Genomic DNA, 25915 nt, shown 5'->3' on the forward strand with positions numbered 1-25915 from the left:
TGACAAGGGGGTATTTTATGACGGACACTAATATTACACATGAACAATTGGGATTGACGGATGAAGATGTACTGAAAATGTACGAAACAATGCTGATGGCACGACGTATTGATGAGCGGATGTGGCTGCTAAACCGTGCAGGCAAAATACCATTTGTTATTTCATGCCAAGGACAAGAGGCAGCTCAAGTAGGTGCTGCCTTTGCCCTTGATCATACAAAGGATTATATTGCGCCGTACTATCGTGATATGGGGGTTGTCCTTCATTTTGGGATGACGGCAAAAGATTTAATGCTTTCGGCATTTGCGAAAGCGGAAGATCCGAACTCTGGCGGGCGTCAAATGCCGGGGCATTTCGGGCAAAAGAAAAATCGTATACTTACGGGTTCTTCTCCTGTAACGACACAAGTACCACACGCGGTCGGTGTTGCACTTGCAGGGAAAATGCAGCAAAAGGACTTTATCACATTTGTAACACTCGGTGAGGGATCGTCAAACCAAGGAGACTTCCATGAAGGAGCAAACTTTGCGGGAGTGCACAAATTGCCGGTTATTATCATGGTAGAAAACAACCAATATGCAATTTCTGTTCCGGTTGAGCGTCAACTGGGCTGTGCACAAGTATCAGACCGTGCGATCGGCTACGGGATGCCTGGTGTAACGGTAGACGGTAAAAATCCGTTGGAAGTGTACAAAGTGGTGAAAGAAGCGGCTGATCGTGCACGTCGCGGTGAAGGGCCTTCATTGATCGAAACGGTTTCGTTCCGACTGACAGCCCATTCTTCGGATGATGATGATCGTCAATATCGTACAGCTGAGGATATTGCAGAAGGAAAAGCAAAAGACCCGATTATTTTATTTGAAACATACTTAAAAGACAACGGTATAGCGGACGATACGCTATTGGAACAAATGAACAAAAAAATTATGGATACTGTCAATGAAGCGACAGATTATGCAGAAAATGCAGCCTATGCCTCGCCAGAACATGCATTGCGTTTTGTGTATGCGGAAGGAGAAGATGCGTAATGCCGGTAATTTCTTATATTGATGCCATTAACTTAGCGATGAAAGAAGAAATGGAGCGAGATGACCGCGTCTTCGTATTAGGTGAAGATGTTGGGTTAAAAGGCGGCGTATTCAAAGCGACAACAGGCCTGTATGACCAGTTCGGCGAAGCGCGTGTACTGGATACACCGTTAGCGGAAAGTGCGATTGCCGGTGTTGCAATCGGTGCAGCGATGTACGGCATGCGTCCGATTGCTGAAATGCAGTTTGCGGACTTTATCATGCCTGCTGTAAACCAGATTGTTTCGGAAGCGGCAAAAATTCGTTACCGCTCAAACAATGACTGGAGCTGTCCGTTAGTTGTGCGTGCGCCATTTGGTGGGGGAATTCATGGTGCCCTTTATCACTCGCAATCGGTTGAAGCGATGTTTGCAGGAACTCCTGGATTGAAGATTGTCATTCCGTCAACACCATATGATGCAAAAGGACTGTTGAAGGCAGCCATTCGCGATCCGGATCCGGTACTGTTTTTCGAACATAAACGTGCATACCGCCTTATTAAAGGTGAAGTGCCGACAGATGATTATACATTACCGATCGGAAAAGCCGATGTGAAGCGTGAAGGCGATGATGTAACAGTCATTACCTACGGCCTGGCAGTACATTTTGCATTGCAGGCAGCAGAACGCCTGGCAAAAGACGGTATCGAAACGCATATTTTAGATTTGCGTACCGTTTACCCGTTAGATCAAGAAGCCATTATCGAAGCGGCAAGAAAAACAGGGAAAATCCTTCTTATCACAGAGGACAATAAAGAAGGCAGCATTATGAGTGAAGTGGCGGCCATCATTGCAGAACATTGCCTATTTGAACTGGATGCACCAATCAAGCGTCTCGCAGGACCGGATGTACCTGCAATGCCATACGCACCAACAATGGAAAAGTTCTTCATGATTAATCCTGACAAAGTAGAAAAAGCAATTCGCGAACTCGCTGAATTCTAGTTGATAGAATTGGGATTGTATAAGAATCCTAAATGAACAGCAAATGCCTATTAGTTAAAGGGGGATTGTTAAATGACAATTCAAAATATCGTCATGCCGCAACTTGGAGAAAGTGTGACAGAAGGTAAGATTGAACGCTGGCTTGTACAAGTGGGAGATAAAGTAAACAAGTATGATCCATTAGCAGAAGTAACAACAGATAAAGTTAATGCCGAAATCCCTTCTTCGTTTGCAGGGGTAATTACAGAGTTAATTGCAAACGAAGGCGAAACATTACCGGTAGGCGCAGTTGTATGCGCGATTGAAGTGGAAGGCTCTGAAATGCCGCCAGCGCCAGTAGAAAAAAGCTCGAATGTCAGCTCAGCAATTCTAAATGCCGGCTCACAGAAGAAAGAAGAAGAAAAACCGGCAGCGAAAAAAGAAGACAAACCGGTTCGCACAGAACGCAAGCCTGGTCGTTTTTCACCTGCTGTTTTAGCATTGGCAAATGAACATGATGTCGACTTGGCCGAGATTACCGGTACAGGTGTCGGTAATCGGATAACAAGAAAAGATGTTGAAGCTTATGTTGCTGCAGGTAAGCCGACAAGTCAGGATATTTCGAATGACGAACAACCAACAGCATTTGCTGAGCCAAAACAAGAATCGTCTTCGCAAGCGTCAGCACAAGGTACAACACAAGTTCCGGCAGCTGCGCCCCAGCCGAAACAGGAGATTCCAGTTGCTGCTGGAGACATCGAAATTCCGGTTACGCAAGTGCGTAAAGCAATTGCGAAAAATATGCTGCGCAGCACACATGAAATTCCGCATGCATGGATGATGATGGAAGTCGATGTAACAGAGCTTGTAGAATACCGTGACAGCATAAAAGAAGATTTCAAGAAAAAAGAAGGATTCAATCTGACGTATTTTGCATTTTTCTTAAAAGCTGTTTCCCAGGCGCTAAAAGAATTCCCAATCATCAACTCTGTTTGGGCGGAGGATAAAATCATTCAAAAGAAAGATATTAATTTATCGATTGCTGTAGCTACTGATGATGCGTTATTCGTGCCCGTCATTAAACATGTCGATGAAAAATCGATTAAAGGCATTGCAAAAGAAATTCATGAATATGCACATCTTGTACGCAATGGAAAACTGAAATTGGAGCATATGCAAGGTGGTACATTTACAGTCAACAATACCGGATCGTTTGGTTCTGTTCAGTCAATGGGCATTATCAATCATCCACAGGCAGCAATTTTGCAGGTGGAAAGTATTGTAAAAAGACCTGTAATAGTACAGGGGAATATGATTGCTCCACGCTCTATGGTGAATTTATGTTTATCTTTAGACCATAGAATTTTAGATGGTATGATTTGTGGTAAATTCTTATCTCGTGTGAAAGAAATTCTCGAAAATGTCGATAAACAGAAGATGTCAGTCTACTAAAAATGCCGTGAAAGCCTGTGAAATAAGGCTTTCACGTTTTTTTTCTCTTTATTGTCAGAACATTCTCGTGTAAACTATAGTACAGAAATATAACAAGGGGGGAAGCTACTTAGCGACCACATGTCAATGAATATGAAAGAGATCGAATTTCAAACAGCTAGCTATGAGAAGTGGAAGGAAGAAGCGGTCAAAGCATTAAAAGGAAAACCGTTTGAATCCTTATTTACAAAGACAATTGAAAATATCACGCTTGACCCACTTTATACAGAAGAAAGCTTAATCGAAAAATTGGGAGATCAACTGGATAAACAAGTATCAACAATCCGTTCTCTAACAAAACAGACGAGCTTCACTGTTGCACAGCAAATCGCTGGCAATGATGCAGCAAGCTTTTTTGCCAACATCGAGGATAGCTTATCGCGCGGCAATGAAATGATTACAATCAACAGCCCGGTTGCATTTGACTGGTCTGAACAGGACAGCGAAAAACTCGCTTCTTATTTATCGGAAAATTCATTTAAATTTACCGTCGCTTCTGCTGAAGATGCAGTGCTGGATGTGTTCAAATATATTGACGAAGCTAAACGTAATGACGTTGTAGGCTATATTGTTTCACCTGAAACATTAGAATTAGCTGACTATCCAAACGTCCGCACGTTTTGTGCAAATACGATTCCGTTCCATAATGACGGCGCTAATGCGGTACAAGAGCTTGCTGTTGCGCTTACACAAGCAGCTAAACTTGCTAATACGGCAGAAGATTTTAAAGCATTTGAACAGAAGTTTTTCGTACAGTTCGCTGTCGATACACAATTCTTTGCAGAAGTAGCAAAACTTCGTGCCTTTAAAGTATTATGGAAAGCGTTTGCTTCAGCATTCGGCAATGAAGCAAGCGCTGTCCCGGTCGCAGTGGAAACTTCGGTACGCAGCTTCTCGAAATATGATGTTTATGTAAACTTATTACGTGCAGGCAATGAAGCGTTCTCAGCAGCAATCGGCGGTGCAGATATTATTACGGTACATCCGCATGATGCATTGACAGGTGTTTCAGGGCAGTCGATCCGTATAGCGCGAAATGTTTCCCTTGTAACGAAAGAAGAGTCGCATGTAACGAATGTAATCGATCCATCAGGCGGTTCGTACTTTATCGAATCATTAACAGCAGACTATGTAAAAGAAGCATGGGCACTGTTTTTGGAAATCGAAATTGCTGGCGGACTGGAAGCATACGGTATCAATGCTCAAATCGAGGAAGTGTATGCGACACGTATGAAGCAAGTGGAAACACGCAAGCATTCACTAATCGGTACTAACATCTATGCAAACCCGCAAGATACAGTAGCAACAACTGAAAATGCTCAATTTGCAGGTGTAAAACGTCTTGCCATTCCATTTGAAAATTTGCGTGCCACGTATGCACAAACTGGATTCAAGACAGCAATATTAACATTCGGGGAATTGAAAAACTATAAGCCGCGCGCAGATTTTGTACAAGGATTCTTCGCAACAGCGGGCATTGTAGCATATCAGACAGCAGGCTTCCAAACAATCGAAGATGCAACAACTTGGCTGGCAACTGCCGACTATGACTATGTAGTCGTAGCTGCAACGGATGAAGATACTAAAGCCATTGTGCCGGCATTACTTGAAAACAAAAAACAATCGGTTGTGTTGGATGCAGCGGGTAAATTTAAAGAAGATGAAGCGGCGTGGACTGCAAATGGCTTAAACGGCTTTATTTATGCAGGTCAGAACATCGTTGAAAAGCTATCGGATGTCGTGATGAGCGTGAAGGGGGTACAACAATGAGTAAAGCAAATTTCGCTACTGTTGTCATTGAAGATGTATTAAAACAAGAGCAACTTACTTCTACAGGCTCGTACGTGACAAATGAAGGCATTGAAGTGAATTCTGTCTACAATAAAAAAGATATTCAAGACGCAAAACATTTAAAAGATGTGGCTGGTATTGCACCAAATACACGTGGGCCATACCCGACAATGTATGTAGCGCGTCCATGGACAGTGCGTCAATATGCAGGTTTCTCGACTGCGGAAGAATCAAATGCCTTTTACCGTCGTAACTTGGCAATGGGTCAGAAAGGGCTTTCAGTAGCATTCGACTTGGCAACACACCGCGGTTATGACTCGGATCACCCTCGTGTAACAGGGGATGTCGGAAAAGCCGGCGTTGCGATCGATTCAGTTGAAGATGCAAAAATTTTATTCGACGGCATTCCACTTGATCAAATGTCGGTATCGATGACGATGAACGGTGCAGTTTTACCGATTCTTGCATTCTACATTGTTGCAGCTGAAGAACAGGGAGTATCGCCTGATAAATTGGCCGGTACAATCCAAAATGACATTTTAAAAGAATACATGGTACGTAACACATATATTTACCCGCCGGCAATGTCGATGAAAATCATTGCGGACATATTTGAATATACGGCGAAATTCATGCCGAAATTCAACTCGATTTCCATTTCGGGTTACCATATACAAGAAGCGGGTGCGACAAATGATATCGAGCTTGCGTACACATTGGCAGACGGTCTTGAATATGTTCGTACAGGTTTAAAAGCAGGAATTGATATTGATGCATTTGCACCACGTCTATCGTTCTTCTGGGCGATCGGCATGAACTATTACATGGAAGTTGCGAAAATGCGTGCTGCACGTCGCATTTGGGCGCAAATGATGTCTACATTCAATCCGAAAAACTCGAAGTCACTTGCATTGCGTACCCACTCGCAAACATCAGGCTGGAGTTTAACAGAACAAGATCCATTCAATAACGTAACACGTACACTAATTGAAGCGAACGCAGCAGCGATGGGCCATACACAGTCGCTTCATACGAACGCGCTGGATGAAGCAATTGCTTTACCGACGGACTTCTCGGCTCGTATTGCACGTAATACACAGCTATTCCTGCAAGAAGAAACAGGAATGACAAAAGTTATCGATCCATGGGGCGGTTCGTACTATGTCGAAAAATTGACAGAAGAGCTGACAGAAAAAGCATGGGCTTTAATTGAAGAAATCGAAGCTCTTGGTGGAATGGCGAAAGCGATTGAAACAGGACTTCCAAAAATGAAAGTTGAAGAAGCAGCGGCTAAACGCCAGGCGAAAATCGATTCAAAAACAGAAACGATTGTCGGCGTAAACAAATACCGTCTTGCAGAAGAAGATCCAATCGACATTTTGGATATCGACAATGCGATTGTACGCGAATCACAAATTGCCCGCCTTGAAAAAATGAAGGCGACACGTGATGAAGCGGAAGTACAAAAACATTTAGCGCGTTTAACGAAAGCGGCTGAAGACGGCTCAGAAAACTTATTAGCCGTTGCAGTGGACGCAGCAAGAGCACGTGCATCATTAGGTGAAATTTCGGATGCGATTGAAGCGGTATCTGGCCGTCATAAAGCAGTTATCCGTTCAATTTCTGGTGTCTACTCTGCAAACTTCTCGGATGATGAAATGATTTCGGAAGTGAAGCAAATGACAGAAGACTTCCTGGAAGCAGAAGGTCGCCGTCCACGTATTTTAGTGGCGAAGATGGGACAGGACGGGCATGACCGCGGTGCAAAGGTTGTTGCAACTGGCTATGCGGACTTAGGTTTCGACGTCGATATTTCTCCGTTGTTCATGACACCGGAAGAAACTGCACAAATGGCAAACGAAAATGACGTTCACTGTATCGGTGTATCATCTTTGGCAGCGGGTCATAAAACATTAGTGCCTGAACTTGTAGGTGAGTTGAAGAAATTAGGTCGCGAGGACATTATCGTCATTTGCGGCGGGGTTATCCCAGCTCAAGATTATGACTTTCTGTATGAAGCAGGTGCAGCGGCTATCTTCGGGCCAGGTACTGTTATTCCAGTATCGGCAATTCGTATTATAGAAGAAATTTATAAAAAGTTAGGTTATGAGGAAGTGGCAGAGTAGTGATGCCACAAGAAGAGAAAAGCGCTTTATTTGTCATGGATGGTGTGAAGGGTGGTCATGATGGTATGAGCTATTCAAACCCGAAAAAGTTCAGGAAAAAAAAGCAGGAAACAATTGATCTGCAGACGCTGGCAAGCGAAGTACGTGCAGGTAACCGCACTTCGCTTGCCAAAGCGATTACGCTCATTGAAAGCTCGAACAATACCCATAAGGAAGAAGCACAGAAGCTGCTGCAGGAGTTATTGCCTTATACGGGCAATTCAATTCGAATTGGTATCACCGGTGTACCAGGGGCGGGGAAAAGTTCTTTTATCGAAGCATTCGGAACGATGCTGTGCAGAATGGGTAAGCGCGTTGCGGTACTTGCAATCGACCCGAGCTCGTCGCTTTCAGGCGGCAGTATTTTAGGGGACAAAACACGAATGGAAGAACTGGTACGCCAGGAAAATGCATTTGTGCGTCCATCACCGAGTGCCGGTACATTGGGCGGTGTCCATAAGAAATCCCGTGAAACGATGCTGTTATGTGAAGCAGCAGGATATGACGTCATTCTGATTGAAACAGTCGGTGTCGGCCAAAGTGAAACGTATGTGCGCGGCATGGTCGATTTCTTCTTGCTGCTAGTCTTAACTGGTGCGGGAGATGAACTGCAAGGGATGAAGAAGGGCATTATGGAGCTTGCAGACGGCATTATCGTTCATAAAGCGGACGGGGACAATGTACGCCCTGCACGTCGGACCATGCAGGAATACAAGCAGATTCTTCATTTCCTTCAGCCATCGACTCCTGGCTGGCTCAGTACGTCACTGACCGTATCGTCCCTTGAAAAAAAGGGGCTCGACAAAGTATGGGATATGCTGATGGAGTTTGAGCAAAAAACGAGGCAGTCGAATTATTGGACGACACGTCGCCATGAACAAACGCGCGACTGGTTCCATACAATGATTACCGATCATTTAATAGATTCGTTCTATAAAAATCCGGAACGCAAAAAGCAGGTCCGGTCACTTGAGGAAGAAATATTGCATGGCCAGCTAACGGTAACACAAGGGGTTAATGCATTATTTGGCGAAAAAAATGAATAAATCAATTACGCCTTGGCGTAATTGTGTCCAGATTTTTTGAGTTTGGACCCACACGTAGTGGGTCAGTCAGCCGTTCGCATGATGCGACGCATTTAGGCTGTAAACCTCTATAATTCCTTTAAAAAATCTGTGACATCCGCCGGAGGCTTATTTTCATTCAGCGGGAGTTTCCGCTGAATGAAAATAATGATAATCAAGAGTCTTTGCACATCTTTCGTAACCTTGCTATGATAAAAAGGAACATAGAAAGGGGCTAAAAAGCTTATGAACATGGATTATGATTTATTTATGCAACAAATTACAACGACTGCACGTGCAGAGATGGAAGCAGCAGGTTATGAACAACTGCGCACTCCGGAAGACGTGGAAGCAGCGTTTGCTCGTGAAGGAACAACTCTTGTTATGGTGAATTCTGTGTGTGGCTGTGCTGGCGGTATTGCACGTCCTGCAGCAACACATGCTGTACATTACGATAAACGTCCTGACCATTTAGTAACAGTATTTGCCGGTCAAGATAAAGAGGCAACAGCAGCTGCACGTTATTATTTCGGTGAAGATCACATCCCATCATCACCATCATTCATTTTATTGAAAGATGGACAAGTTGTAGGAGAAGTTGGCCGATTTGAAATCGAAGGACATGACCCAATGAGTGTTGTAACAAACCTTCAAGGTCACTTCGAGGAAAACTGCGAAGAAATCTAATACTACTAGAGTAATTGTGAAACGGGTGCGTAGCGAACGTACCCGCTGCACACCTATAACGGGGGAGTTCAACCGATATGAAGAAATTTTCAATCGGCTATCGTACTTTAAAAACAGCCATTGGTGCTGCTGTTGCGATAGCAATTGCCCAATATTTTGATTTGCAGTTTTTTACGGCCGCTGGTATTCTGACGATTTTAAGCATTCAACCAACAAAACGTAAATCTCTCCATGCAGTGTATACCCGGATTGTTTCAACATTTATCGGGATCGCTTATGCATTTATATTTTTCGAAATATTCGGTTATTCGCCGGTTGTTTTAGGTATCGTTATGATTCTTTTCATTCCCACAATTGTTTCACTTAGAGTTGTGGAAGGTTTTATCTCAAGTTCGGTAATCATGATGCACATATATTTGACCGCCAATTTTACGGTCGATCTGCTAATAAATGAATTTTACTTAATGGCAATCGGTTATGGGGTTGGTTTAGTCGTAAATATGTACATGCCGGATATCCAGCAAGGCCTGTATTACCACCGCGAAAAAATGGAGTCGTTATTGAAGAAAATTCTTGCGGAAATCGCAGGGTATTTGAGAGATGGCGATACATTATGGGATGGTCATGAACTGATTGAAGCGGCGAAAGTGGTCGAGGCAGGAAAGGCGCTGGCATTCCAAGATGTTGAAAATCACGTGACTCGTAAAGAAAATACATTTTATCTGTATTTTGATATGCGTGAAAGACAGCTGGAAATTATAGAGCGTGTGTTGCCGAAAATTACTACACTGCCGGTAATGACAGAGCAGGCTACATTAATTGCAGCCTTCATGGAAGACTTGAGCGAGCACGTCCATTCAGGAAATACGGCAAGCCGCTTTTTGGAAAAACTCGACAAAGTAAAAGAAGAGTTCGCCAAAATGCCATTGCCAAATGATCACGAAACATTCCTCGCAATGGCCGCATTGTACCAGTTCATCGAAGAAATGGATGAATACCTGGTCATCAAGCAATCGTTCAAGGGGATGAAATAAAAAAAATGGATGCATAAACATCCATTACATAAATGCTGCGACACCCATTGCAACAGTTGAGATTAACATGATAACAACCATTGAATAAACGACTATTTTTTGAAACTTTTTGTTGCTCATTCTTTTCGCTCCTTCAATATGAACTAGTACTAGTTTATCAAATTTGAAGGAATTCTCAAGTACATTAGATTTTACATTTTCGAAATTTTAAAATTTTTTATCGGAAGTACAAACAACCGTTAAAAAAAGCCTCGAACAAATGTCTGGCACGATTCAGATGAGGCGGAATTAATAATTTTATTCAAAAGGGAGTCAGTACCGTGGAAAAAGTGGATCATATCGGCATTGCCGTACGTAATATTGAAGAACGTATTACATACTACACAGAAACGCTAGGCTTGAAATTATTAAAGATGGAAGAAGTAGAATCACAGCAAGTAAAAGTTGCTTTTATCGATGCAGGCAACGTAAAAATTGAGCTGCTTGAGCCAATGAGTGAAAAAAGCGCAATCCATGGCTTTTTGGAAAAGCGCGGAGAAGGCATTCATCATGTTGCATTCGGCGTAACAGGTATTCGTGAGCGCATGGCTGAACTTCGTGAAAAAGGTGTACGACTATTATCGGAAGAGCCGGGACCAGGTGCTGGCGGCGCGGAAGTAGCATTTTTACACCCGAAAGACTCATATGGTGTACTTTATGAATTATGCGATAAAAGCGGAAAAGGGGATAAATAACGATGACAACAATGACAGTAACTCCAGATATGTTTGATAAAATTAATGAGCTTTATGACCGTAAAGAAGCGATCCAGCTTGGTGGCGGGGATGCGCGTATCGAAAAGCAGCATGAAAAAGGGAAAATGACTGCCCGTGAACGCATTGATATGTTATTGGATGACGGGTCATTCGTTGAAATCAATCCTTTCATCACACACCGTACAGTTGATTTCGGTATGGATAAACTAGAAGGCCCTGGTGATGGCGTAGTTACAGGTTTTGGTAAAATCAATGGCCGTAATGTGTATTTATTTGCACAGGACTTCACAGTATTCGGCGGTGCGCTTGGTGAAATGCACGCGAAAAAAATCGCAGCGGTAATGGATTTGGCAGCAAAAAATGGTACGCCGTTTATCGGCATTAACGATTCAGGCGGTGCGCGTATTCAAGAAGGTGTATTATCACTTGACGGCTACGGTCACATTTTCTACCGTAACTCAATTTATTCTGGTGTAATTCCGCAAATCTCAGTAATTATGGGACCATGTGCGGGTGGTGCAGTTTATTCACCAGCGATTACAGACTTTATTTTAATGGTTGATAAAACATCTCAAATGTTCATTACAGGACCTAAAGTAATTGAAACAGTAACAGGCGAGAAAATTTCAGCTGAAGGTCTTGGCGGTTCTAAAGTGCATAACGCTACTTCAGGGAATGCCCACTTCCGTGCTGAGAACGAAGAAGCTGCAATTGCACAAATTCAGCAATTACTTTCTTACTTACCACAGAACAACCGAGAAAAAGCACCGAAACAAGCTGCTCCAGAAGGCGATAACTTCCGTTCAGAACTTGTTGATGTTGTGCCGATTGACCAAACAAAATCTTATGATGTCCGTAAAGTAGTAGAACAAGTAGTTGACGAAGGTTCATTCATGGAAGTGCAAAAAGATTTCGCGAAAAACATTGTAGTTGGTTTTGCACGCATCGCTGGTGAATCAGTTGGTTTAGTATGTAACCAGCCAAAATTCCTGGCTGGCGGATTAGATATCGATTCGTCTGATAAATTAGCTCGTTTCGTACGTACATGTGACGCATTCAACGTGCCTGTTATTACATTTGAAGACGTATCTGGTTTCTTCCCAGGTGTTAAACAAGAGCACGGCGGGATTATCCGTCACGGTGCGAAAATCCTCTATGCTTACTCAGAAGCAACTGTACCAAAAATTACAGTCATTTTACGTAAAGCATATGGTGGTGCATACGTAGCATTGAACTCGAAAGCAATTGGCGCGGACTTAGTATTCGCTTGGCCGAATGCTGAAATCGCTGTAATGGGTGCTGCCGGTGCGGCAAACATTATTCATGCAGGTGAAATTGCGAAATCCGCTGATCCGGAAGCAACACGTGCAGCGAAAATAGAAGAATACAAAGAAAAATTTGCAAATCCTTATGTAGCGGCATCACGCGGAATGGTTGACGATGTTATCGATCCACGTGAAACACGTATTAAGCTAATCCAGGCATTGGATATGCTTTCAACAAAGCAGGAAGACCGTCCATACAAAAAGCACGGGAATATTCCACTATAAATTTTAATTGAAGCACTCTAAAAAACATCTCTTATATGACTTGTATAAAATACAATCATTTTTGAGGTGTTTTTTTGCTTATATTGAGCACTAAAAGAAATAATGCAGGAAAAATACTAGAAAATTATTAAAATATATTTACCTATAATATGGTAAATCCTCCTATTTTATTATAGTGAATTTTACAAAAAGCCATTATGCTAGATAAAGGGAAAGACGATATAGGAGGACAAAAGTATGAAGGAAATCAATCAACTACAAAGGGCAATTGATTTAAGGAGGGATGGGGAATTACTACAATCCAATCAACTATTATTGAGTTTAGTTGAACAACATCCGAACGAGGCCTATCTAAATTACCAGTGCGCATGGAGCTTCGATGTGCTTGGAAAAGAATCGAATGCTGTACCGTACTATGAAAAGGCAATTAAAGGTGATTTGAATGATGAAGATTTAGCAAATGCTTATTTAGGTCTTGGCAGTACATACAGAACGCTAGGGGAATACGAAAATTCAAAACATACATTGGAAAATGGGCTGGAGATGTTTCCGCACAATTTAGCCATTCAAGTATTTTATGCGATGACATTGTTTAACTTGAAGGAGCATGAGCGTTCAATGGAACTTCTATTGAAAAATCTAGCAGCCACTTCGTCTGACCTGCAAATTAAGAAATATAAGAACGCCATTACATTTTATAGTGATAAATTGAATGAAGTGTGGAAGTGAGTGATAAATTAATTTTGGGGTTTGCAGATGATATGATAATAATATTTAAGATTGTAAACTACTTCATCTATACGGCGATGGTCAGCCTGATCGGCTACAGCTGTTATTTCTTATCGGTATTGTTTATCGGTTCGATGCTATTTACTGCAGCAGATGCTCCGCCGGGAGATATTTCAAATTCGGGCAGGTTGCTGACCATTGCTTTTAATGCTTTTGGAACTTTTATTGCGCTATTTATATACAGTGTTGTTCACTGGACCATCGCATGGTTTTTGAACATACCGTTTCCAAAGCGATTTATACTCATTTTGAATTTTATAATCATTAGTTTAGTCGTTGGTGCGTTAATTTTTAAATTCATTATTATCGACGGCAGTTATTTATAAAATTAATCCACCGCTCTAGAAAGATTGAATGCTGTTTGCTGTTTTTTCGGTTCCTTTTCATACGGATGTTTGTGCTCGGCAAACAGGAAGATTGCCCCAAGTTCTATGCCATGCCCATAATGGGCGGTTTCTTCAGGAGTTAAGTGCAAAATTCGTAAACTCATTTCATACACATTTTTCCGTGTGACAAAGCTGATAAGCTGGTCGAGCCAGTTGCCGGCATGATGGACTTGAATGTCGGTGTACATTTTCAGTGATTGTAAAGGGTAGATATCTTTTGGAAACACATGGATTTCATGCTCGGAAAAACCGTGCCCTCTAATAATGTTCAGCTTTGTCATAGCTTCCTCAACACTGTACACTAAAGCGATTTCACGTCGATACTCCATATGATCACCTCTTTTTTATTGTAATGGAATTTTTATTGAGATGGTAGTGAATGTAAGCGATCATACATCAATACAATTTTAAAATGCAGAAAATTCGAAACTTATACAGTGCTTAATACGTAGAAGATGAAAAGGGAGGTTTTACTTTTGGGGAACTATTCCATTCGCGATTTTGTCAACAAGACGCAGCAAGACCAGAATGAAAATGATTATTTTGAATTGGAAACCGATCGTGTACTCGAAGTGAATCTGAACGGGGAAGTATGGTCAAAAATGGGCGCGATGATCGCCTATGTCGGTTCGATCAAATTTGAGCGTGAGCGCATGCTGGAGCATGGCGTGTCGAAAATGTTTAAGAAAGCATTGACTGGCGAAGGTACGCAATTGATGAAGGCGAAAGGGAAAGGCCGGCTATATTTAGCAGATCAAGGAAAGAAAATCACAATTTTTGATTTGCAGAACGAAAGCCTGTGCGTGAACGGCAATGACCTGCTTGCATTTGAGCCATCGATCAATTGGGATATTCGACTTATGCGAAAAATGGCCGGTATGATGGCAGGTGGCTTATTCAATGTTATGCTGGACGGCAAAGGAAAAGTGGCGATTACAACCCATTTTGAGCCATTAACATTAATCGTTAAGTCGGGTGAAACAGTGTATACTGACCCTAATGCAACAGTCGCGTGGTCAGGTAATTTGAAGCCGGAGTTTGTAACGGATATTACGTTCAGAACACTCATTGGACGCGGCAGCAATGAATCTATTCAAATGGCCTTTTCCGGTGATGGGTTTGTCATCATTCAGCCATTTGAAGAAGTGTATTTATCGTCTGAATCATAAGGGCTGCGTTATAAAGTAAGGAGAATACAGATGTTTTTAAAATCAGTCAAACTTAAGAAAGAACAAATAACGGATTATAGCAGATACCCCTTTTCGATTCCTTTTATTCGCCATATGGATGAATTGGATGTGGATGCGCGGGTCACGTTTTTCGTCGGAGAAAACGGTGCGGGTAAATCAACATTACTCGAAGCCATTGCAGATCAGATCGGCTTCAATCCGGCAGGTGGCAGCACACAAAACTATAAAGCATATGAAGTGGATCAATCCGAATCCGCGCTTGGCGATTATGTGAAACTCTCCTGGTGGCCAAAAGTAACAAACGGTTTTTTTCTGCGCGCTGAGACATTTTATCAGTTTGCGTCGCATTTGGATGAAATCGATCAGAACGGATACAAAGCATATGGCGGGAAATCGCTGCACCATCAATCACACGGTGAATCTTTTTTCTCGCTGTTCCAGCACCGATTCACAGGGCAGGCAATCTATTTACTGGATGAGCCGGAATCCGCATTATCTCCCACTAGACAGCTGGCATTTTTAACATTGATGAATGATTTAGTAAAACAGGGTAATGTCCAATTTATTATCGCAACACATTCGCCAATTTTACTTGGATTCCCGGATGCGGTCATTTATCAATTTGATGAGCATGGCATCGAGCAGGTGAAGTATGAAGAAACCGAGCATTATCAGATAACCTCATATTTTTTGCAGCACCGTGAAAAAATGCTGCAGGAGCTGTTTGAAGATGATGAGGAAGAACTATATTAGCAATCGTTTGCGGATGAAGGTAGCTACAATGTATTTATAAAGGAGTATAGAATATGGGATGGCAGCAATTGCAACAGCAATCAGAACAGTATCACATTCAACTTTATGTTTACGATTACTTTTTCGATAATATCTTTACCGATTGATCGGTTCATTCCAAAATTACAACTGCGATCGATCAACTATTGCGTGTGCAGGATGATGTAGCGAATACACTTCGCGATTTGAAGCAAAAATTGAGCATCACAATCGAAAAAGAACAGGCGCTGCAAGAAGAAAAACAAAGCATTTTAAATGCCGATGATCAATCGTTGTTTTTTCAAAAATAGAGGCGTACAATAAAGCGTAAACTAGTTATTTAAAGGAGTTTTCGAACATGAACCGAGTAGTAGAAGAGTTTCTGGAATTAGTGCAAATTGATTCTGAAACAAAACATGAAGAAGTTATCGCACCAATTTTAGTTAAAAAATTAGAAGAAATGGGTTTTAATGTTTTTCAGGATGATGCGCATACACGCAATGGTCATGGCGCAGGCAATATTATCGCAACATTAAAAGGAGATGAGTCAATCGAGCCGATTTATTTTACAGTACATATGGATACAGTCGTGCCAGGTAAAGGCATTAAACCGGAAATTCGTGAGGACGGCTATATTTATTCTGACGGCACAACGATTCTTGGTGCGGATGATAAAGCAGGTATCGCAGCATTATTCGAAATGGCACGTCGTTTAAAAGAAAAAGACAGCGCTCACGGTACAATCCAGTTCATCATTACAGCAGGTGAAGAAAGCGGATTAGTCGGTGCTAAGGAACTTGATCCTTCAAAAATTATCGCCAAATACGGTTTTGCAGTTGATAGTGACGGCAAAGTAGGCGGCATTGTAGTTGCAGCACCATTCCAGGCAAAAGTATTTACGAAAATCATCGGTAAAACAGCACATGCAGGCGTTGCACCTGAAAAGGGTATTTCCGCAATAACTGTTGCAGCAAAAGCTGTTGCCCAAATGAAGTTAGGTCGTCTAGATGAAGAAACAACAGCTAATATCGGGCGTTTTGAAGGCGGTCAAGCAACAAATATCGTATGTGATGAAGTGTCAATTCTTGCGGAAGCCCGTTCGATTGATGAAACAAAACTGAATGCCCAAACTGCCCATATGAAAGAAACATTTGAACGTGTTGCACAAGAAATGGGTGCGCGTGCTGAAGTTGAAGTGAAGTTAATGTACCCAGGTTTCCGCGCAACAGAAGAAGATCAAGTTGTGAAAGTTGCTAAAGCAGCGGTTGAAGCAATCGGTCGTACACCACAGCTCGGTATTTCAGGCGGTGGTAGTGATGCAAACGTTATCGCTGGGTTCGGTATTCCTACTGTAAACTTATCGGTCGGCTATGAGGAAATTCATACGACAAACGAAAGAATGCCGGTGGAAGAACTGGAAAAACTGGCTGATTTATTGGAAGAAATCGTTGTTCAAACAACGAAATAAGAGGTATCAATATGAGCATTGAAAAAGCAGTCGTATTTTTATGCGGTACAGAACAATATGCTGTGCCGGTTGAGCAGGTTGTTTCGATTGAAAAGCTGGAGCGTGTAACTCCGATTCCTCATTTACCGGACTACTTGCTAGGCTTTACGCGAATTCGAGGGGAACTTACACCAATAATCGATTTTCAGACCATTTTATACAATCGCCCGACAAATACACAAACGGCGAAAATCATTGTATTGAAGACAGAGTTGATTAATTACGGATTGGTCGTTGCCGATGCGAAAGAAATTATCGACTTTGAAGAAGGCGTATTAAAGCAGATGGGGCTTGTCAATTATGAAAAGACGAAATATTTTACAGCGGTTGCCAATTTGGAAGACCGCATGATTTCTTGTATTGACCCAAATATTCTCGTTCATTCGTTGGATGGCATCCGTGAAATTATCGAATATTTACATGAAATGAATCAGCAGGAAAATCAGACAAACTAAAAAAAGGAGCTTATCATCTGAACGTGATAGGCTCCATTTTTTCAATCGGCAGTAACCGCTTTCTTTTTTTTGAATTGTTTAACATACGCATAACCTGTGAAGCTAAATACGAAGATGGAAATAATCGTGAGTGTCAGGACGAGATTTTCTTCAACCCATGGAATATTTCCGAGTAAAAAGCCACCGCCCAGCCAAACAACTGTCCAAAGTACGGCCCCTATGAAGTTGTAGCGTAAAAAAGTCCCATACGAAAAGCCGGAATATCCGCATATAAACGGTGTCATTGTCCGCATCAACGGTACAAACCGTGAAAACGTAATGGCAATCCGGTCATAGTTTTCCAGGAATTTCAGTGCTTTATCATTAGTTTCCTCTGATAAAAAACGCATGAACAGATTACGCTTCGGCGGAATTTTCCGTATTGATTTTCCGATAAGATAGTTGCTGCTATCGGCAAGCGTTGTTGCAACGATGAAAATAATCAGCAATGTCAGAAAATCGAGCTTATCAATCGCTGCAAGTGTACCGCTTGTGAAAACCGTACTATCCCCGGGTAAAAATGTTAAAATTACAAATGCAGTTTTCGTGAAAACAACCGCAAACAACAGAATATAAATATAAAGTCCGAGCTCTTTTATGTAATAAAATATGACTTGGTCGATTTCCCGTAAAAATTGAATAATATCAAGTAGCATAAGTAGTTCTCCTATCAAGAGGATGATTAAATTCAAGTATAGCGGATATTGGCAAATTATTGTTATAAAAAGTGCTAAGTAAAAAAACTAAAAGAGGTGATCGAAATGAGCTTGACGAAACGCCCTAAAATGGAGATTCCAAAAACGGAATCCGAATGGCTGATGGATATTATCGGCTATATAGTACTAGCGTTTATGGTTATTGTACTATTCATGAACTGGCGTGAACTGCCAAATGAAGTTCCTGTCCACTTTGACGGCAGCGGCAATGTCGACCGCTGGGGCTCTAAATGGGAACTGTTAATATTACCGGGCATCGGGATTGCCATGCATTTCTTTTTAAAGATTTTTGAAAAATTCCCTGAAACGCACAACTATCCGGCACGAATCAATGAATCAAATGCCGAGGTATTTTACCGAAATAGTTGCCAAACATTAAATTATATGCGTAACATCTTAAATATATTATTCGCCTACATCGTGTACCGCACCATTGCGATTGCTTTAGAAGAAGCAACAACGATCGGGTGGCCGTTTTTCATCATATTGGCAGCGCTGTTTGCTGTGCTGATTTGGAAGATGGTTAGGATTTTTAGGATTAAGTAAAGTAGAAAGTTTCGAGGGGAATGTGGAACGCGGCGGAGGAAAATTAGAAGATTTCGGGGCAAAAATGGACACTCTTATCGAAAAGTAGAATCTTTTACGAAGAAAGTAGAACCTTCATTTAAAAAGGAAGATTCCTCATCAAAGTTCCAAAGTATCTCATTAAGCAGATGCTTTTTTCAATTAAAAACTTTTAAATTAAATTACATATTTATATTTCTAGTTCGTCTATATAAGTAAGAGAGGTGATGGACATGGATTTTGATGAGCTGTATGAGCAGGAGTTCCGCAAGACTTATCAGTACATACGCTACATGGTATCTAACTCACAAGTCGCCGAAGATTTAACACAGGATACGTTTGTGCGAATTTATACAACGGACTTGACATGTTGAAAGTGGAAAGGTACAAATTCTTATTTATTGTCCTGTTATTTCTTATTTGGATTATCATGGCGTAATATTAAAAATGAAATTGTATGGTCCTTTATGTAGAAGCGGCCATGTTTTTTCATCTTAGATTATAAAAGGAATTTATTTGAAACTTTTTGTCGGAAAATTCGTATAAATTAAGAAGCGAAAAGAAGGAGGCATTTGAATGAAGAAACATTTTAAAGAACAGTTCGGTCGGTATTTTTTAGACGGTGAATTTGATGAGATTTACGGAAAAACAGCAAAGTCGTTTCAGAACCTTGTATCGTTTGAACAATTTCGTGAGCTTTCTTTAGACTATAATTCAGATGTGGGCAGTTATACATGTATCATGTCCAATACTTTTCAAGGGCTCGATCGGCATATTTGGGTCGATGATACGTATTCCAAAGCAGTTGTCGTCGCGTTCGACGGGCAGGACATTATTCAGGCAATCTATTTAAAACCGTTCGAAACTTATCCGAACAGTGATAAAATATGGACAAAAAATACATACAGCATGCCGATTAATGACGAATGGTATGTTTTTTGGGGCGGAACAAACGAATTTATTAACTATCACTATCCGTATGAACAGCAGCGTTATGCTTACGATTTAGTCAAAATGGTCAATAACGAAACATATAAAAACTCGAACCGGCAAAATGAAAATTACTTTGCGTTTGGAGCTGAAGTCGTAGCACCGGCTGATGGCGTGGTGGTCGAAGTGCTTGATGGAATTGATGACAATATTCCGGGCGAGATGGATGAGAAAAATTTAGCAGGAAACTATTGCATCATTGAACATGAACACAATGAATACAGTATGATTGCCCATTTCATGAAGGATTCGATTTGTGTGAAAACAGGGGATAAAGTGAAGGCAGGTCAACTGCTCGGCCTATGCGGGAATTCGGGTAATTCTTCGGAAGCACATATCCATTTTCAAGTAATGGATCATCGGGATTTCCTAGAAGCAAAATCACTGCGTGTTAAGTTTCATCATGGTGAAGAACCAATTCAGGGTGATTTTGTAAAGCACAGCCCGGCAAACAAGCCAGAGTCCGATACGTATAATAAAATTTAAAACACTGTTTCCGGCTGGAGAACTGCTGTTATTAATTCCCCGAATATTAGGCAGTTTTTTTGTAAAAGTGAACCTAGAAATGAGAGGCGTTATGAAATGGTACGAAGAAGAGGAATATATGAAGTGAACGTCATTGGCAAGCCGCTTGTTTGTTTATTTTGCCAAGATACGAAATTCAGGCACCGTGAAGTATATGTAAAACTGACGAATCATGAACCAGGTGTGCAGAAAAAGAAATTAACGCTGCAATCTTTTTCCTGTATTACATGTGCGCAGGAAATGAAATTTGAAGAACAAAAAAGTAATGGGCTTAGTTCGATTGAATACGTACAGGTAGGTGAGTAAATGGTAGATTATCTTACAGCAGAAAAGAGCCGTATATATATATTTAAAAAGCCAATCTGTTGTCATATATGCGCCCATGATACTTTTATCCCACACGAAACGTATACAGATGTTGAAAAACCCGGCATTAAAGTGCTTTTTGTTCATAACACAGCAATTTGCCAGCAATGCGGGTTTGTCATTCAATTTGGCGATCCAAGTTATTATGATGGAGAGAAGGATATGTACCGATGGGCATTTGATCAGGAGCTGATTGAAGAACAACCGCTTTTAGAACCCCACGTCCCCTATATAGATAAGAAAACAATGGATAGGTATAAAAGATGCATTCCTTTAGCACTTCAACTTCTAATACGTCGAAACGAGGCACCTGGGAAACTGCTCAATTTATGTGGCAATGACGAATATATAGCAATTGCTCAATATTTTAATGCAAATTATGAAGAAACATACAGTCAGCTTGTTGCGCGAGATTGTTTAGTTCTATTATTAAATAGGCTAATGGAAAAAAGATTAGTTAACCCGGATGAGTTAGTAAAGGTACTGCAGTCTGAAGAAGACTTATCTCTTGAAGCGTTTTTAAAAGCATCGATCGAGAAGTGAAATATATTTCCCCAGAATAATTGGTGTGAAAGGATAGACTAAATGAATCTCGGATTAAAAAAGAATGAAGTTATTCTAGTTCCGCATGATGCAGGTTGGAAGAGAGAATTTGCTGGGACTAAAGAAGAAATAATAAAGCATACAAGTATACAGCCTCATCAAATAGAACATATCGGCAGTACATCTATTGAAGGGATTCAAGCTAAGCCGGTCATTGATATTGTAATCGGTGTTGAAAATTTTAACTCGCTCGATGAAGACTTTTTCACTGGACTCAAGGAAGCCGGTTTTTATCGCTTGCAAGTCGAAAGACCCGATGAAATTGTTTGCGCAAAATTTACTGATACTACATTTGAAACGAAAACACATTTCATTCATCTTGTAGAATTTAATGGAGAAAAATGGCGGCAGATGCGTTTTTTCCGAGATTATTTGAATGCAAATGTGGCAGTAAAAAAAGAATATGAGATGTTGAAAGATGCATTCTTGAAGACAGGTATGGAAGGGATTACAGAGTATACAAAATATAAAGAGCAATTTGTTCAGTCGATTTTTATGAAAATGGATGAATGAGGGATTGTTATGGTCTGCATTTTTTGTGAAAGAATTGATGAGAGACAAATATTACTGCAAACAGAAAATTATAAAGTGGTTTTAGATATAGATCCAATCCAGTCTGGTCACTTATTGATTATATCGAAAAAGCATTTTATGGATGTGCGTGAAATTGCTGATTCAGCATTAATGGAGCTAATTGAGCTGCAGAAAAGAATTATTAATGTATTTGATACGTGGTTTTCGGTAGACGGGTTAAGCATCATTCAAAATAACGGCACGATTATGGATGAGGGGACTCATTTTCATATACATATAGTACCTCGATATAAAGGGGATGACTTTTGGGCACATCAGAAGGTCAACTGCCATCCTTTATTAATTCCAGAACTTGTGAAGCAGCTTCAAATTGAAAGGGAGTGACTGCCTTGAAAATAAGAAAATTCAACTCAGAAAATGAAGAATTGATTGATTTACTATGTTCCAATCTTTGGCCATTCCATGTGAAGGTTCAGCTAGGACCGGAAACGATTAAAAAAGCGATCGAGAAGGGCTATTACTCTGAAGGAAGAGAAACATTTTGGATTATTGAAAACGAACAAAAAGTAGGCATTTTAATAATCGAGGATATTGAAGATACGATCCCTTTATTTGATCTCCGTTTAACAGAAAAAGCAAGAGGGAAAGGCATCGGTCAAAAATCTTTAAAATGGCTTAAAGATTATTTGTATAGTAAAAAAGGTAAAATTCGAATTGAAGGTTATACAAGAGCGGATAATTTAGCGATGAGAAAGTGCTTTACAAAGGCAGGCTTCGTAAAAGAAGGCTATTTACGTAACGCATGGGAAAATGAAGATGGTTCAATCTCAGATACGGTCTTGTATGCTTCCATTTTTGATGATTGGAAGGATAATATAACAACACCGATTAAATTGGATGAAGTCCCTTATTAAATTGATATCGGCTGCCCGGAAGTTAGAAATAAATTCTAATTTCCGGCAGCCTTTTTTATTGTGAGAATGATGCTTAGGCATAATTGGAAAGGATGTTTAAGTTTTCTTCTTCTAACCGTGCAAACCCTTTTAAATCCTGGTAATTTTTGCAACAAACATTTCTCTTGGTAGCTGATGCAATATCTACTATAATTAGAAATCGATTGGGTATGCAGTGGAGGTGTTTAAACAGGTGATACAATTACAGCAAGTCACAAAAAAATTTGGTTCTTTCGTCGCTGTGCAGAATGTGACGTTGACGATTGCTAAAGGGGAAATTCATGGTTTGATTGGGGCGAGCGGTGCAGGAAAATCAACGTTGCTGCGTCTGATGAACTTGCTGGAAGTTCCGGACAAAGGAGCTGTTGTTATCAATGGCCAACAACTAACAGCTTTAAAAAATGCTGAACTTCGTGAAGCGAGAAAATCAATCGGGATGATTTTCCAACATTTTCACCTCGTCGCAAATAAAACTGTCCATGAAAATGTTGAAATTGCACTTGTCCTGGCAAACTATCCGAAAAGGCTGAGGAAGGCGCGCGTAATTGAATGCCTGAAGTTTGTCGGGCTGGAACAGTTTGCAAGTCAATATCCGGCCCAGCTGAGCGGCGGGCAAAAGCAGCGTGTGGCGATTGCAAGAGCTCTTGCGAACGAAACTGCGGTCCTGCTCTGTGATGAGCCAACCTCTGCGCTCGATGCAAACACCGCTGCGGAAATATTGCGCGTTTTACAGAAGGTCAATGTTGAGCTCGGTGTGACGATTGTGCTTGTCAGCCATGAGCTTGATGTTGTTAAAAGTATTTGTCATCGGGCTACGGTGCTGGATGCAGGGCAAATATACGAAACAGTTGAGTTAACACCTAGTGGCATACTTGAAACGAGCCATCATCCGCAAAGCTTCGTCGATCAGCTCGTGAAAGGTGGAATCGGACATGCCTGATGTATTACGTCAATATGAGGCCGAAATTTGGCAGGCGATCAGCGATACATTTTTCATGGTAGGTGTGTCAATTGTAGCTGCTGTATTAATCGGATTACCAATCGGTACATATTTATTTCTTTGCGGGAAAGAAAAGTTGCTTGAAAACCGTGTCGTTTACAACATACTAAACTTAGTGGTGAATACGATTCGCTCGTTTCCATTTCTGCTGCTGGTCGTATTCTTGATTCCCTTTACAAGGCTCATTGTCGGTACGGCAATCGGCACGGTTGCGGCAACAGTTCCGTTATCGATTATTGCCATTGCCCACTATGCAAGGCTTGTCGAACAGTCGCTGCTTGATGTGCCGAAAGGTGTAATTGAGGCTGCTGTTTCAATGGGTGCTTCAGTGCGGCGGATTATTTTCAGTTTTCTTTTTGTGGAAGCGCGGTCAGGCCTTGTGCTCGGCTTGACGACTTCGATTGTCAGCTTCATCTCTTATTCCACAATAATGGGTGTAGTTGGCGGTGGCGGAATCGGTGACTTTGCGATTCGTTATGGTTATCAGCAATTCAAGACAGATCTAATGCTTTACATGATTTTAATTATGATTGTTTTGGTGCAGCTTATTCAAATGATAGGTACGACTGCAGCAAGATGGTTGGACAAAAGATAGGAGAATGATTGTGAAAAAAAGATGGATGTTAAGTGTAGCAGCAGTACTTGCTTTAGTAGGTTGCGGACAGAATGAAGAAAAAGAAACGAATAAAGAAGTGGAAAAGGAAGAGACAACTTTAAAAGTTGCATCATTAATTTCACCGATGACAGATATTTTGGAGCTAGTCGAGCCTAAATTAGAAGAACAGGGCATTGATCTGGAAATTGTCGTATTAGGTGATAATGTACAGCCAAACAGTGCACTAGCTGCAAAGGAAGTTGATGCAAACTTCTTCCAGCACGTACCGTATATGGAGGAATTCAACCGTAACAATGACGCTAATTTAGTGCCAATCCAGCCTATTTACTTTGCGAATTACGGTGTGTATGCTAAAGATTATGATTCAATCGAAGAATTGCCAGAAGGGGCGACAGTTGCAATTGCCAATGATATTTCAAATGTTGACCGCTCGTTAATGCTGCTTGCCCAGCACGGTGTCATTACATTGAAGAAAAAAACGGATGTGTATTACACATTAGCAAGCGTAAAGGATAACCCAAAAAATCTTCAGTTTAAAGAAGTCGATCTGTTAATGCTTGCGCGTATGTACGATGATGCGGATGCGGTTGTTATGACACCTGCCTATGCGGCACCACTAGGTCTAACACCGAAAAGTGATGCGCTGTTAACTGAAGGCGTGGAAAACGACTTTGCCATTACATTAGTGGCACGTGAAGACAACAAAGACGATGAAGCAATCAAAAAGCTTGCAGAAGCGATGACGAGTGAAGAAGTACGTAATTTCCTGACAGAAAACTACGATGAAACGGCTACTCCTGCGTTCGAATAGATGAATAACCTGAAAACACCGAGACGCGGTAAGATTTTGCGTTTCGGTGTTTTTATTGAATGGAATAATCTGAGGAGTACACTAAGCGATTACCCCATCAAAATTGTATCTATAATTAAAAATCAGACTTAATTATTATTTCCAATGCCTTTTTCAGCACTTCTGTATCGTTATCTGTCAAGTTTTCAAGTACTTGATTATTCAACTTAATTGTTGCAGCTTCAACTTCATCTCTTATTTCTTCCGATTTTTGAGTCGCCATTACTAAAACATTTCTGCGGTTGTTTGGATCAATTGTACGTTCTATTAGTCCGGCTTTTTGCATTTTATCTAAGATCCCCGAGACAGTAGGGGCTTCTAAATAAACCATTTCACCAATTTGTTTAGGCGATAATTGTCCTTCTCTCCACAAACAATTCAACACACCATATTGGGCGGGTGTTACTCCATAACCCTCCAAAAGTTTGCTGAAATATTTAAAAACCTTATTTTGACTGGCACTCAACAAAAAATTCATGCAATCTTTTAATTCCATTTTATCTCCCCCATATTGACAATACCTATCATAACATG

General features: G+C 41.0%; 31 protein-coding genes. 27 read left to right on the top strand and 4 right to left on the bottom strand.

The genetic code is table 11. The annotated features are described in order from the left end of the window. The first annotated feature begins 17 nt into the window (after window positions 1-17). The 8 genes from ABS917_RS03940 to ABS917_RS03975 all read left to right on the top strand — a co-directional run bounded on the left by ABS917_RS03940 (window position 18) and on the right by ABS917_RS03975 (window position 10222). Complete coding sequence (locus ABS917_RS03940) at window positions 18-1028, top strand: thiamine pyrophosphate-dependent dehydrogenase E1 component subunit alpha (RefSeq protein ID WP_350477766.1); 1011 nt, start codon at window positions 18-20, stop codon at window positions 1026-1028. Continuing rightward, a complete protein-coding gene (locus ABS917_RS03945; protein WP_339171688.1) occupies window positions 1028-2011 on the top strand; it encodes an alpha-ketoacid dehydrogenase subunit beta in 984 nt (327 codons plus the stop codon). Before ABS917_RS03940 ends, ABS917_RS03945 begins: the two co-directional genes overlap by 1 nt. A 72-nt stretch (window positions 2012-2083) precedes the next feature. Then, window positions 2084-3442 carry a dihydrolipoamide acetyltransferase family protein gene (locus ABS917_RS03950; RefSeq protein WP_350477767.1) on the top strand — a complete coding sequence of 453 codons (1359 nt, stop codon included), beginning with the start codon at window positions 2084-2086 and terminating at the stop codon, window positions 3440-3442. A gap of 126 nt (window positions 3443-3568) precedes the next feature. Continuing rightward, window positions 3569-5251 (top strand): methylmalonyl-CoA mutase family protein, encoded by a 1683-nt coding sequence (locus ABS917_RS03955; RefSeq protein ID WP_350477768.1) that lies wholly within the window; start codon window positions 3569-3571, stop codon window positions 5249-5251. Next, window positions 5248-7398: a methylmalonyl-CoA mutase gene (scpA, locus tag ABS917_RS03960; protein ID WP_350477769.1), complete on the top strand. Its 2151-nt coding sequence runs from the start codon at window positions 5248-5250 to the stop codon at window positions 7396-7398. Before ABS917_RS03955 ends, scpA begins: the two co-directional genes overlap by 4 nt. Before the next feature lie 2 nt (window positions 7399-7400). Next, entirely contained in the window at window positions 7401-8483 is a 1083-nt protein-coding gene (meaB, locus tag ABS917_RS03965; protein ID WP_350477835.1) for a methylmalonyl Co-A mutase-associated GTPase MeaB, read from the top strand. Window positions 8484-8747: 264 nt separating this feature from the next. Continuing rightward, a complete protein-coding gene (locus ABS917_RS03970) occupies window positions 8748-9188 on the top strand; it encodes a BrxA/BrxB family bacilliredoxin (protein WP_079527551.1) in 441 nt (146 codons plus the stop codon). A gap of 77 nt (window positions 9189-9265) precedes the next feature. Then, window positions 9266-10222 carry an aromatic acid exporter family protein gene (locus ABS917_RS03975; RefSeq protein ID WP_350477770.1) on the top strand — a complete coding sequence of 319 codons (957 nt, stop codon included), beginning with the start codon at window positions 9266-9268 and terminating at the stop codon, window positions 10220-10222. Between the two features lie 24 nt (window positions 10223-10246). Here the strand turns inward: ABS917_RS03975 and prli42 are convergent, their stop codons facing one another. After that, entirely contained in the window at window positions 10247-10342 is a 96-nt protein-coding gene (gene prli42 / locus ABS917_RS03980) for a stressosome-associated protein Prli42 (RefSeq protein ID WP_350477771.1), read from the bottom strand. A 200-nt stretch (window positions 10343-10542) separates the two neighbouring features. On the opposite strand from prli42, the gene mce reads away from it, so the two are divergent. The 4 genes from mce (at window position 10543) to ABS917_RS04000 (ending at window position 13642) form a co-directional block, all read left to right on the top strand. Next, window positions 10543-10956, top strand: a complete 414-nt coding sequence (gene mce, locus ABS917_RS03985; RefSeq protein ID WP_251687099.1) for a methylmalonyl-CoA epimerase — start codon at window positions 10543-10545, stop codon at window positions 10954-10956. 2 nt (window positions 10957-10958) lie between these two features. After that, window positions 10959-12527, top strand: coding sequence for an acyl-CoA carboxylase subunit beta (locus ABS917_RS03990; RefSeq protein WP_350477772.1), 1569 nt, complete (start codon window positions 10959-10961; stop codon window positions 12525-12527). A 237-nt stretch (window positions 12528-12764) separates the two neighbouring features. Then, window positions 12765-13256, top strand: coding sequence for a tetratricopeptide repeat protein (locus ABS917_RS03995; protein ID WP_350477773.1), 492 nt, complete (start codon window positions 12765-12767; stop codon window positions 13254-13256). After that, complete coding sequence (locus ABS917_RS04000) at window positions 13253-13642, top strand: hypothetical protein (RefSeq protein ID WP_350477774.1); 390 nt, start codon at window positions 13253-13255, stop codon at window positions 13640-13642. Before ABS917_RS03995 ends, ABS917_RS04000 begins: the two co-directional genes overlap by 4 nt. Before the next feature lie 2 nt (window positions 13643-13644). Here the strand turns inward: ABS917_RS04000 and ABS917_RS04005 are convergent, their stop codons facing one another. Next, window positions 13645-14031, bottom strand: a complete 387-nt coding sequence (locus ABS917_RS04005; protein WP_350477775.1) for a YflT domain-containing protein — start codon at window positions 14029-14031, stop codon at window positions 13645-13647. A gap of 147 nt (window positions 14032-14178) precedes the next feature. On the opposite strand from ABS917_RS04005, the gene ABS917_RS04010 reads away from it, so the two are divergent. The 4 genes from ABS917_RS04010 (at window position 14179) to ABS917_RS04025 (ending at window position 17625) form a co-directional block, all read left to right on the top strand. After that, on the top strand, window positions 14179-14871 hold the full coding sequence (locus ABS917_RS04010; RefSeq protein WP_350477776.1) for an AIM24 family protein: 693 nt from the start codon (window positions 14179-14181) through the stop codon (window positions 14869-14871). A 30-nt stretch (window positions 14872-14901) separates the two neighbouring features. Then, complete coding sequence (locus ABS917_RS04015) at window positions 14902-15645, top strand: AAA family ATPase (protein WP_350477777.1); 744 nt, start codon at window positions 14902-14904, stop codon at window positions 15643-15645. 376 nt (window positions 15646-16021) lie between these two features. Then, a complete protein-coding gene (locus tag ABS917_RS04020; protein WP_350477778.1) occupies window positions 16022-17131 on the top strand; it encodes a M20/M25/M40 family metallo-hydrolase in 1110 nt (369 codons plus the stop codon). Between the two features lie 11 nt (window positions 17132-17142). Further along, window positions 17143-17625: a chemotaxis protein CheW gene (locus ABS917_RS04025; protein WP_350477779.1), complete on the top strand. Its 483-nt coding sequence runs from the start codon at window positions 17143-17145 to the stop codon at window positions 17623-17625. Between the two features lie 41 nt (window positions 17626-17666). On the opposite strand, the gene ABS917_RS04030 is transcribed toward ABS917_RS04025, so the two are convergent. After that, complete coding sequence (locus tag ABS917_RS04030; RefSeq protein WP_350477780.1) at window positions 17667-18320, bottom strand: DedA family protein; 654 nt, start codon at window positions 18318-18320, stop codon at window positions 17667-17669. A 105-nt stretch (window positions 18321-18425) separates the two neighbouring features. Here ABS917_RS04030 and ABS917_RS04035 point away from each other — a divergent pair, with 105 nt between their 5' ends. The 11 genes from ABS917_RS04035 to ABS917_RS04085 all read left to right on the top strand — a co-directional run bounded on the left by ABS917_RS04035 (window position 18426) and on the right by ABS917_RS04085 (window position 25342). Further along, on the top strand, window positions 18426-18926 hold the full coding sequence (locus tag ABS917_RS04035) for a DUF1648 domain-containing protein (RefSeq protein WP_350477781.1): 501 nt from the start codon (window positions 18426-18428) through the stop codon (window positions 18924-18926). 251 nt (window positions 18927-19177) lie between these two features. Beyond that, the gene (locus ABS917_RS04040) at window positions 19178-19318 is read left to right on the top strand and encodes a sigma factor (protein ID WP_350477836.1); all 141 of its coding nucleotides are present in this window, start codon (window positions 19178-19180) and stop codon (window positions 19316-19318) included. 202 nt (window positions 19319-19520) lie between these two features. Then, a complete protein-coding gene (locus ABS917_RS04045; RefSeq protein ID WP_350477782.1) occupies window positions 19521-20420 on the top strand; it encodes a M23 family metallopeptidase in 900 nt (299 codons plus the stop codon). 96 nt (window positions 20421-20516) lie between these two features. Continuing rightward, on the top strand, window positions 20517-20765 hold the full coding sequence (locus tag ABS917_RS04050; RefSeq protein WP_350477783.1) for a hypothetical protein: 249 nt from the start codon (window positions 20517-20519) through the stop codon (window positions 20763-20765). Beyond that, a complete protein-coding gene (locus tag ABS917_RS04055) occupies window positions 20766-21368 on the top strand; it encodes a hypothetical protein (protein ID WP_350477784.1) in 603 nt (200 codons plus the stop codon). Window positions 21369-21410: 42 nt separating this feature from the next. Continuing rightward, window positions 21411-21941 (top strand): GrpB family protein, encoded by a 531-nt coding sequence (locus tag ABS917_RS04060; protein WP_350477785.1) that lies wholly within the window; start codon window positions 21411-21413, stop codon window positions 21939-21941. 9 nt (window positions 21942-21950) lie between these two features. Next, on the top strand, window positions 21951-22346 hold the full coding sequence (locus tag ABS917_RS04065) for an HIT family protein (protein WP_350477786.1): 396 nt from the start codon (window positions 21951-21953) through the stop codon (window positions 22344-22346). Next, window positions 22343-22876 (top strand): GNAT family N-acetyltransferase, encoded by a 534-nt coding sequence (locus ABS917_RS04070; protein WP_350477787.1) that lies wholly within the window; start codon window positions 22343-22345, stop codon window positions 22874-22876. The genes ABS917_RS04065 and ABS917_RS04070 overlap by 4 nt, the downstream gene beginning before the upstream one ends. Before the next feature lie 232 nt (window positions 22877-23108). Beyond that, window positions 23109-23855: a methionine ABC transporter ATP-binding protein gene (locus ABS917_RS04075; protein WP_350477788.1), complete on the top strand. Its 747-nt coding sequence runs from the start codon at window positions 23109-23111 to the stop codon at window positions 23853-23855. Further along, window positions 23848-24510, top strand: a complete 663-nt coding sequence (locus tag ABS917_RS04080) for a methionine ABC transporter permease (protein WP_350477789.1) — start codon at window positions 23848-23850, stop codon at window positions 24508-24510. Before ABS917_RS04075 ends, ABS917_RS04080 begins: the two co-directional genes overlap by 8 nt. Before the next feature lie 10 nt (window positions 24511-24520). Further along, entirely contained in the window at window positions 24521-25342 is an 822-nt protein-coding gene (locus ABS917_RS04085; protein ID WP_350477790.1) for a MetQ/NlpA family ABC transporter substrate-binding protein, read from the top strand. Between the two features lie 115 nt (window positions 25343-25457). Here ABS917_RS04085 and ABS917_RS04090 read toward each other — a convergent pair whose 3' ends face one another. Then, the gene (locus ABS917_RS04090) at window positions 25458-25877 is read right to left on the bottom strand and encodes a MarR family winged helix-turn-helix transcriptional regulator (RefSeq protein WP_350477791.1); all 420 of its coding nucleotides are present in this window, start codon (window positions 25875-25877) and stop codon (window positions 25458-25460) included. Between the last annotated feature and the right edge of the window lie 38 nt (window positions 25878-25915).

The sequence above is a fragment of the Solibacillus sp. genome, from assembly GCF_040273735.1.
Classification (GTDB): domain Bacteria; phylum Bacillota; class Bacilli; order Bacillales_A; family Planococcaceae; genus Solibacillus.